Origin of the sequence: Gordonia sp. N1V (assembly GCF_029269935.1) — a bacterium.
Lineage (GTDB): Bacteria > Actinomycetota > Actinomycetes > Mycobacteriales > Mycobacteriaceae > Gordonia > Gordonia polyisoprenivorans.
In genome coordinates this window covers 1-2,444 of record NZ_JARJDD010000049.1, presented here as the reverse complement: position 1 = coordinate 2,444, position 2,444 = coordinate 1, and the positions used below count along the sequence as shown (strand labels likewise).

Annotated in this window: 2 protein-coding genes; both read left to right on the top strand. The window is 63.1% G+C overall.

Annotated elements, in window-relative coordinates:
* Positions 1-1,168 (top strand): IS1380-like element ISGbr1 family transposase (locus P3L18_RS28010; RefSeq protein WP_276115984.1); only part of this gene is annotated, 1,168 nt, incomplete at its 5' end.
* A gap of 597 nt (positions 1,169-1,765) precedes the next feature.
* A complete protein-coding gene (locus P3L18_RS28005) occupies positions 1,766-2,386 on the top strand; it encodes a TetR/AcrR family transcriptional regulator (protein WP_079932196.1) in 621 nt (206 codons plus the stop codon).
* The last annotated feature ends 58 nt before the right edge of the window (positions 2,387-2,444 follow it).

The window sequence follows — 2,444 nt, the reverse complement described above, 5'->3', positions numbered from 1 at the left end:
CAGCAGGGCCCACAGCCCCACTATCTCGGGTGTCCACTCAAACTGGGGAACCTCAGACCATCCTTACGCCCCGTCGACGTTGGGATCGTTTCTTCGCGAGTTCCGGTTCGGGCATGTCCGCCAAGCCGATGCGATCGCCACCCGGCTGTTGGCGGGACTGGCTCGCCATACTCCGGTGCTGGCGGGGATCGACGGGCCGGTGATGATCGATATCGACGACTCGATCATCGAGGTCCACGGCCCGGCCAAGCAGGGCGCCGGATTCGGCTACACCCGAGTGCGTGGGCTGAACTCGGCGATCACCACCCTCACCTGTGGTGACGGTGCGCCGGTGATCGCCGCTCAACGCCTGCGCAAAGGGGCGTGTAATTCTGCGCGCGGGGCGCATCGGTTGATCGCCGACACCCTGGCCACCGTGCGGCGGCTACGGTCGTCCGATACGTCGGGACCGGTACTGCTGCGAGCGGATTCAGCGTTCTACGGCCATCGCGCGATCACCACCGCGCTCCGGGCCGGTGCGCAGGTGTCGGTCACCGTGCGTCAGGATTCCCACGTCCGAGCAGCGATCAGCGAGATACCGGCAGATGCATGGACGCCGATCGAGTACACCGACGCCGTCTTCGACGAAGACAGCGGCCAGTGGGTCTCGCGGGCCGAGGTCGCCGAAGTACCGTTCACCGCGTTCACCTCCAAAGCCAAGCGCCTGCAGGTATCCGGACGGCTGGTGGTGCGCCGTATCCCTGACTTCGCAGCCGAGGGAGACGGCTTGTTCGACGTGTGGCGGTTTCATGCGTTCTTCACCACCAGCGACCTGGACACCGTGACCGCCGACAAGACTCACCGCGGTCATGCGATCATCGAGCAAGTCCACGCCGACCTCAAAGCCTCCGCATTGGCGCATCTGCCCTCGGGAAAGTTCTGCGCGAACGCCGCCTGGCTGGTGTGTGCGGTCATCGCGTTCAACCTGACCCGCGCCGCCGCCTGTCTCGGTGGACAGCGTCTGGCGAAGGCGACTACCTCCACCATCCGACGCACCCTGATCTGCATACCCGCTCGAATCGCGTCCTCAGCGCGGCGCATCACGATGCATCTACCCGCCCGATGGCCGTGGGAACGCGAGTGGAACCTGTTGTTCAACAACACGATCAAACGACAACACTCAGCCTGACCCCTAACCACCGGCCAGAACCGGCCCCGACACGAAACCCAGTGAAACACGCCGACACCAGAGATCGGCGACTCACCCACGCCCACCGCCACCCCGAACATACACAACACATTTCACGAGACATCAAAAAGCCGATCGGTGGATCGAGGTTTAGAATCACGCGCGTCACGGCGTTAGTCCTCGAAGCTATAGGCTACCTATTTAGCGTGCTCCTACTTCATACGCAAGCGAGACGGTGAATCGGTGGGCGGGGCGATCTTCGCCCCAGCGGTCGGCGCCGTGGGATTGACTGTTGGACTGGTCCTCATGCTCGCCAACTACTCGACCCTGACCGAGCTGAACGTCGCCTGGGTCAGCGCATTGCCGTAACTGCTACTTTGGCAGCTGTCGTCGTCGGAGCCGTGACAGCGGGTCGGCTTTCCCGAACGTTGGCCATCGCTAACGCCGCCGACGCCGCTTGAACGGGCCTTGTCACACCGCGTGGCGGTCCTGTCAGTCGCCCGACTCTTGCACCGATAAGATCAGATCAGCACTTTGAAACGGCCGCCCCTGCTTCCGAGTATGGACGGCACGGCGGCGACAGGCGGGAGCGGGCGGATGGCCTATATCGAGGCGGCGCAGCGCCGGGAACAGATGATCGCTGCGGCCCGCATTGCCCTGGCCGACCTCGGCGTCTCGAACACCTCGATTCGCGCGGTCGCAAAACAGGCGGGCGTACCACTCGGGACGCTGCAGTACGTTTTTCCCACGAAGGAAAGTCTGCTCAAAGCGGTCATCGAGGATGTCGTCGACGAAATTGCCGGCATCCTCGGCAGCTCCGCTAACGTCGACAGCGGGCTCGCCCACGCCATCCATGAAGGTATTTCGACCTTCTGGTCTCGCCTGGTCAGCGGACATGCCGGCTTACAGCTGATGCAGTACGAGCTGACCACATACGCCCTGCGTACCGCGAACCAGCAAGCGCTCGCGCGCTGGCAGTACGAGCGATACACCGACGTTGTCGCCCAGTGGTGCCAGCAAGCGGCCAACAAAGCTGGCGAAACCTGTTCTCTGCCCTTCACACGCCTGGCCCGGATCATCGTGGCCGCAATCGACGGGTTGATCCTGCAATACGTCTGCGATCCCAACGAAAGCCGCTCGCGGGAGGACCTTAAGACTGTCGCGGCGATGATCGTAGAAGCCGCGAAAATCGAGAAAGTAGTCTCAGCCTCCCCCTAGGCCCAATACCGTTCAGTTAATCGGGTCGGTTGTGTAGATCGGTGACTGTGTCGGTTGC